The organism is Burkholderia sp. LMG 13014 (genome assembly GCF_905232215.1).
GTDB lineage: Bacteria > Pseudomonadota > Gammaproteobacteria > Burkholderiales > Burkholderiaceae > Burkholderia.
Genome location: NZ_CAJNKE010000309.1, coordinates 1 through 7,064 on the forward strand (window position 1 = coordinate 1; position 7,064 = coordinate 7,064).

The window sequence follows — 7,064 nt, forward strand, 5'->3', positions numbered from 1 at the left end:
GGCTGCGGATGTCCGGCGGGATGCACATGCTGACCCGCGCCGCGCGCGTGCGGCGAGGCTCAGCATGTGCATCCCGCCGAACATCAGCAGCAGGCCGAGGCAGTACGGCACGGTGCCCACGTAGTGGGTCGGGTACGGCTGGTAGAAGAAGATCGCCAGCAGGATCTCGACGACGCCCCATGCGAAGGCGACGTTCCAGCGGCGATAGCGCACCATCCACGCGGCGGTGCACTGCAGCAGCCCGTCGACGAGGAACAGCGTGCCGAAGATCATCGACAGCAGGAAATGGCCGTGGTGATGGCCCGCGAACACGAGCCCGGCGGCGACCACGACGGCGATCCCCTTGACGTAGCGCAGGATGCGCTGCCCGCCGACGCCGCTGCCGGCCACCGCGAGTGTCGCGAGCCCTTCGATCAGGAACAGCCACGCAAAGATCTGGATCGGAAAGTGCAGCGCACCGTCGAGCGCATCGACGAAGATCACGCCGCCCGCGACGATCCACACCCAGCCGAACACGGTCAGCCCGCGCCAGCGGGTGCGCAGATATTCGATACCCAGCAGCAGCAAGACCAGTCGTACCATCGCGCCCTCTCGTCATTTTTTTGGGGAAACGCGCTGGCCACGCGTTTCCTGCCGTTTCAACCGCGCGTCGTGCGACGACCCGGTCAAAATGCGGTAATTCGTACCGGCGCGTCATGCCTCGACATGACCGATGGCAGCCGGTACGCCTCCGCACCGGCCAAATAATAAGATATGGCGGTGACGGTTGAAAGCGTCACGAAAACGTTGTCGGCACGGCACCGACGGGGTCGACCGGCCGCTGCCGAGGCAGCTTTCCCGTTCGACAACACGCGGCGGATACGCGAGAATCCGGCTTCCGAGGGCGAAAGCCACTGAACCGAACCGCATCAGACGGGACCACAAGAAATGAGCACATCGATCACGCGCCGGCGCCTGCTGGCCGTCGGCATGGCCGCGAGCAGCCTCGCGCTGTCGGGCTGTTTCACCCGGGCGCTCTACGAAAACCGCGACGAGCCCTACACCGAGCACGTTTCCGCTTTCATGATCACGAAAGACGGCAAGAAGCTGGTGGTGCTGGGCGAACGCTATCACTACATCTTCGATCTGCCGGACAAGCTGCGCCCGGTGCTGGCGGCCAGCTATCGCACATCGCTGCATACGTCGTTCAGCAGCTTCCGCGCCGACGGCAGCGACGTGACCGGCCAGTACGACACCGTGCTGTCGAAGGATGCGCCGGACGACGAGCGTCAGGCGGCAGCCGCCGACGGCTTCAGGAACTGGCGCGACCGGCTCGAACTCGACGGCAACGTCGCCGGCAAGCGCTATTCCACCGAAGGCTTCACGCTGAAACCGGACGGCACCGCGCAACCGTTCAACGAGCGCTATACGGTCGGCATCGACGAAGCGCCGTCCGCCTTCGCGAAGGGGCTCCGGATCCTGGCCACGCCGGTCACCGTGGCAGCCGACGGCGTGCTCGTGCTGGGCGGGGTCCTGCTGCTGCCGGTCGCATATTTTTCGCTCAAGGACCGGCCAATCGGCGGGTTCTAGGCCAGCCCCGTCCGTCATGGCACCCGGCCGACACCCGAACGAGGAGCATCGACATGCGTGACCCATCGCTTCATCCGTCCTCGCTCGGCCCGCAACTCAAGCGCTGGCGCGCGCTGCACCGCGTCAAGCAAAGCCATGCGGCCGACCTGTTCGGTGTCGCGCAATCGACGATCTCCCGCTGGGAAGCCGGCCGCCTGCAGATGTCGCCCGATGAGCGCGCGACGGCCGAGCGGCTGCTCGCCGCGCGCCTCGATTCCGCGGGCGACTACGCGCTCGCGCGGCTCGTCTCGGGCAGCGCGGGCCGCATGCATCTCGTGTGCGACCTCACGCACCGCCTGCTCGCTTCTTCTTCGGCACGCGCGGCCGAATTCTCGCAGCCGCTGTCGATGCTGCTCGGCACGTCGCTGTGGCGCTACGCGAGCCCGGAGATCGTCCGCATGGAAGCCGCGCTCGACACGCTCGGCTGGCATGACCGCGCGGGGCCGCCGAGCGTCGAATTCGACACCGGCGCGAATGCGTCGCAGGTCGTGCCGATCCGCGGCAGCAGGTGCCGGTGGACGCGGATGACGCTGTCGGACGGCTCAGCCGCGCGGCTCGTGGAGACGCTCGAGGATGCGTAATCGCTGGATCGCAACGCGTGGCATACAACCGCCATCCGATTCGGTGACGGCGCAGCGCGCTTCGACGCCTGGCGCCCGCCACGCGGAGGACTTCATCGTGAATGGCAGTCCCGCCGCAGGGAGCGCCGGATGTTGAGGCTCATCGTGCTGGACCTCGTGTTCGGCGCGCTCGCTTTCTACATCGGTGCCGCGATACTGCACGCGCTACGCTCGGGCGTCGCCAACGCCGGCGGTACACGGGTGGCGCGCCGCAGTCGCCCCTATGCATTCGCGCTGGTCCTGATTGTTCAGATCGGCTTCGTCGTCCTGCTCTGCTGGTCCGGAATTGCGCTGACGTTCGGACTTGGGCCGAAGTAAGCGCACGGCAAAGTATTCCCGTCGGCGAGCCCGACCCGGCCCGCGACCGCTTCACGGCATCGCCCCATGCTCGCCCCCACCACGCATATTTCATGCGTGGACGAACCGCGCACCGCCGCATTACGCTTGATGGCTCATCGCAAGGACGCCGACCATGACCCCCGATACGATCCACGCACGGCTCGCTTTCCTGCGCGAGGCCGAACGCCTGAAGGACGTGCTGCGCAGCGGCCACACGTCGGCCGGGCGCACGGAAAGCACGGCCGAGCACAGCTGGCGGCTGTGCCTGATGGCGCTCGTGTTCGCCGACGCGCTGCCCGGCATCGACACGCTGAAACTGCTGAAGCTGTGCATCGTCCACGATCTCGGCGAGGCGCTGCACGGCGACATTCCCGCGATCGAACAGGCCGCGCATCCCGACAAAAGCGCGCACGAGCGCGACGACCTGCTGACGCTGACCGCGGCGCTCGATCCCGCGTCGCGCGACGAGATCGTCGCGCTGTGGGACGAATACGAGGCAGCGGATACGCCGGAAGCGCGCGCCGCGAAGGCGCTCGACAAGCTGGAGACGATCCTGCAGCACAACCAGGGCAGCAATCCGCCCGATTTCGACTACGCGTTCAATCTCGGCTACGGCCGCCGCTATACCGACGCCGCGCCACTGTTCAGCGCGATCCGCGACATCGTCGACGCCGACACGCAACGCCGGATCGACTCGGGCGGGCAGCGCGCGTAAGCGCGCGCGATCGGGGGCGCGGCACCGCACGCTCGACACGCTCGCGAACCTGCCGATCGGCAGCGGCTTCACGTTCACCCACCTCGACGAACGGGAGCCGACGCAGGAACAAGTCGATGCGCTGCCCGCGCTCGACGACGAGCGCGAACGGCCGATGATGGCACGCGTCGCCGCGCAGCGTTAACGCACGTTAACGCAGGCCGCAACACGCACACCGGCCTTCGCCCGCCGCTCTGACAGATTGCAACAATGACGCCGCCCGCCCCCGGCTCCAGGGCGGCGTTCGTACAATTCAGCACAATTTCCACACGATTTGGCGTGATTTCCTCCCTTACCATGAGCGGCTGATTCGACCCGGCACGGCCGCGCGATGCGTGCGCGGATGCCGTCGCGGGCACCCTGCCCGGCATGCGACGCCGACCGGATCGTCCCGCCCGGCCGCACGCATCGCCGGCATCGCTTCATCGTCGCCGCACGCTCATGACTCAGAAGACCCCTCGCCGCCGGCGCATCGTGCTGGCTTCCATTGCCATCGTCGCGATCGCCGCCGGCGTCACGCTGAAGGCGTGCGCGCCCGACAAGCATCCGCAATATCTGTCCGCGCCCGTCTCGCGCGGCGATCTCGAGAACGCGGTGCTCGCCACCGGTGCGCTGCAGGCGTTCCGGCAGGTCGACGTCGGCGCGCAGGTGTCGGGGCAACTGAAGTCGCTGAAGGTCAAGCTCGGCGACAAGGTCACGAAGGGCCAGTGGCTCGCCGAGATCGATCCCGTGATCTCGGAAAACGCGCTGCGCCAGGCCCGCGCCAGCGAAGAAAGCCTGCGCGCGCAGCAGCAATCGACCGCCGCGCAACTGACGCAGGCGGAACTCGCGTTCAAGCGCCAGCAGGCGATGCTGCCCGACGATGCGACCTCGCGCGAATCGTTCGAGGCCGCCCGCGCGACGCTCGACGTGCAGCGCGCGACACTCGCGTCGCTCGCCGCGCAGATCCGCTCGGCCCGCATCCAGATCGAGACCGCGCAGGCCAATCTCGGCTACACGCGCATCGTCGCGCCGATCGATGGCGAGGTCGTCGCGGTCGTCACGCAGGAAGGCCAGACCGTGATCGCGCAGCAACAGGCACCGGTGATCCTGAAGCTCGCCGATCTCGACACGATGACCGTGAAGGCGCAAGTGTCGGAAGCCGACGTGATCCGCGTGAGTGGCGGCCAGACCGCGTATTTCACGATCCTCGGCGAACCGGACAAGCGCCACTACGGCAAGCTGCGCGCGATCGAGCCGGCACCGCAGAACTACGCCGAAGCGCAGAGCTCGCTCGGCGGTGGTGCGGGCGGCGGCTCGAAGCCGAACTCCGCCGTGTTCTACAACGCGCTGTTCGAAGTGCCGAATCCCGAGCATCGGCTGCGCATCTCGATGACCGCGCAAGTCAGCATCGTGCTCGGCAACGCACGCAACGCGCTGAGCATTCCGGCCGCCGCGCTCGGCGAAAAACGCAAGGACGGCACCTACGCGGTGCGCGTGCTGCGCGCCGACGGCAGCACGGAAACCCGCAATATCCGCATCGGCATCAACAACAACGTGCGCGTCGAAGTGCTGGCCGGCCTGAAGGACCGCGAACGCGTCGTGATCGGCGAAGCGGCCGGTGACGACCACGCGCCGCTGGCGGACGTGGTGTGACGATGAGCCAGCCCCTGCTGAAACTCGCTGCCGTCACACGACGCTTTCCGGCCGGCGACAAGGACGTCGTCGTCCTGAACAACGTCAACCTGTCGATCCACGCGGGCGAGATCGTCGCGATCGTCGGTGCGTCGGGCTCCGGGAAGTCGACGCTGATGAACATCCTCGGCTGCCTCGACCACCCGAGCGAAGGCACCTACACGGTCGGCGGCCGCGACACGCACATGCTCGACAGCGACGAGCTCGCGCAACTGCGCCGCGAACACTTCGGCTTCGTGTTCCAGCGCTATCACCTGCTGCCGCACGTCGACGCGGTCGCGAACCTCGAAATGCCCGCGATCTATGCGGGCACCCCGCGCGCGGAGCGGCATGCACGCGCACGCGAACTGCTCGCGCGCCTCGGGCTCGCGGATCGCGCGCACCATCGCCCCGGGCAACTGTCCGGCGGCCAGCAGCAGCGCGTGAGCATCGCGCGCGCACTGATGAACGGCGGCCAGGTGATCCTCGCCGACGAACCGACCGGCGCGCTCGACACGAAAAGCGGCCAGGACGTGATCCGCATCCTGCACGAGCTGAACGCGCTCGGCCATACGATCGTCATCGTCACGCACGACAAGGCCGTTGCGCGCCATGCGCGGCGCATCATCGAGATCAGCGACGGCGAGATCGTCGCGGACCGCCCGAATCGCCACTACGCGGAAGCGCTCGAGGAAGCGCTCGAGGAAGCGGGTGTCGACTCCGCGGAAACGAGCGAAGCCGCCGCCCGCACGTCGCACGCCCGCGATCGCCACGACACGCTACCGCCGCCCGCCGCCGTCGACACCGATGCGCATGCCGACACCGGCACCCGCACGCACCGCTTCGCGGCCGGCTCCGGCCGCTTCGCCGAGGCCTGCCGGATGGCATGGATCGCACTCGTGTCGCACCGGCTGCGCACGCTGCTGACGATGCTCGGCATCATCATCGGCATCACGTCGGTCGTGTCGATCGTTGCGATCGGCGAAGGCGCGAAGCGCTACATGCTCGACGAGATCGGCAGCATCGGCACCAACACGATCAACATCTATCCGGGCACCGACTGGGGCGACAGCCGCGCCGACGCGATCCAGACGCTCGTGCCCGCCGATGTCGCCGCGCTCGCCGAGCAGCCGTACGTCGACAGCGCGACGCCGGAAACGTCGCGCACGCTGCTGCTGCGCTACCGCAACGTCGACGTGAACGCGCTCGTGAGCGGCGTCGGCGATCGCTTCTTCCAGGCGCGCGGAATGCGCTTCGCGCTGGGCGTCGCGTTCGACGAGGACGCGGTGCGCCGCCAGGTGCAGGTGGCCGTGATCGACCAGAACACGCGCCGCAAGCTGTTCGGTGCAACGCGCAACCCGATCGGCGAAGTGATCCTGGTCGACAACGTGCCGTGCGTCGTGATCGGCGTGACGGCCGACAAGAAGAGCGCGTTCGGCAGCGTGAAGAGCCTGAACGTGTGGGTGCCGTACACGACCGCGAGCGGGCGCCTGTTCGGGCAGCGCCATCTCGACAGCATCACCGTGCGGGTGCGCGACGGGCAACCGAGCGCCGCCGCCGAAAAGAGCCTCGAAAAGCTGATGACACAGCGCCACGGTCGCAAGGACTTCTTTACGTACAACATGGACAGCGTGGTGAAGACCGTCGAGAAGACCGGCCAGTCGCTCACCTTGCTGCTGTCGCTGATCGCCGTGATCTCGCTCGTCGTCGGCGGGATCGGCGTGATGAACATCATGCTGGTGTCGGTCACCGAGCGCACGCGCGAGATCGGCATCCGGATGGCGGTCGGCGCGCGCCAGTCCGACATCCTGCAGCAGTTTCTCGTCGAGGCCGTGCTCGTCTGCCTGCTCGGCGGCACGATCGGCATCGCGCTGTCGTTCGGGCTCGGCGCGCTGTTCTCGATGTTCGTCGCGCAGTGGAAGATGGTGTTCTCGGCCGGCGCGATCGTGACCGCGTTCGTCTGCTCGACGCTCACCGGTGTGATATTCGGCTTCATGCCCGCGCGCAATGCGTCGCGGCTCGATCCGATCGATGCGCTCGCGCGCGACTGACGCAAGGCCCGCCATGACGCATTCCTCACCGCTTCACCG

7 protein-coding genes are annotated in these 7,064 nt (G+C 67.7%); 6 read left to right on the forward strand and 1 reads right to left on the reverse strand.

Annotated elements, in window-relative coordinates; all coding sequences use genetic code 11:
• Positions 1 to 582: HdeD family acid-resistance protein (locus tag JYJ84_RS24195; RefSeq protein ID WP_374102126.1), on the reverse strand; the 582-nt coding region annotated here is incomplete at its 3' end.
• 345 nt (positions 583 to 927) lie between these two features.
• Here JYJ84_RS24195 and JYJ84_RS24200 point away from each other — a divergent pair.
• The 6 genes from JYJ84_RS24200 (at position 928) to JYJ84_RS24225 (ending at position 7,025) form a co-directional block, all read left to right on the forward strand.
• Positions 928 to 1,569 carry a hypothetical protein gene (locus tag JYJ84_RS24200; protein WP_175220059.1) on the forward strand — a complete coding sequence of 214 codons (642 nt, stop codon included), beginning with the start codon at positions 928 to 930 and terminating at the stop codon, positions 1,567 to 1,569.
• Between the two features lie 53 nt (positions 1,570 to 1,622).
• A complete protein-coding gene (locus JYJ84_RS24205) occupies positions 1,623 to 2,189 on the forward strand; it encodes a helix-turn-helix transcriptional regulator (protein WP_175220057.1) in 567 nt (188 codons plus the stop codon).
• Between the two features lie 129 nt (positions 2,190 to 2,318).
• Entirely contained in the window at positions 2,319 to 2,546 is a 228-nt protein-coding gene (locus JYJ84_RS24210; protein ID WP_175220055.1) for a hypothetical protein, read from the forward strand.
• 154 nt (positions 2,547 to 2,700) lie between these two features.
• Positions 2,701 to 3,282: an HD domain-containing protein gene (locus JYJ84_RS24215; RefSeq protein WP_175220053.1), complete on the forward strand. Its 582-nt coding sequence runs from the start codon at positions 2,701 to 2,703 to the stop codon at positions 3,280 to 3,282.
• Positions 3,283 to 3,762: 480 nt separating this feature from the next.
• Entirely contained in the window at positions 3,763 to 4,956 is a 1,194-nt protein-coding gene (locus JYJ84_RS24220) for an efflux RND transporter periplasmic adaptor subunit (RefSeq protein WP_175220051.1), read from the forward strand.
• Positions 4,957 to 4,958: 2 nt separating this feature from the next.
• Positions 4,959 to 7,025, forward strand: coding sequence for a MacB family efflux pump subunit (locus JYJ84_RS24225; protein WP_175220049.1), 2,067 nt, complete (start codon positions 4,959 to 4,961; stop codon positions 7,023 to 7,025).
• Positions 7,026 to 7,064 lie beyond the last annotated feature (39 nt).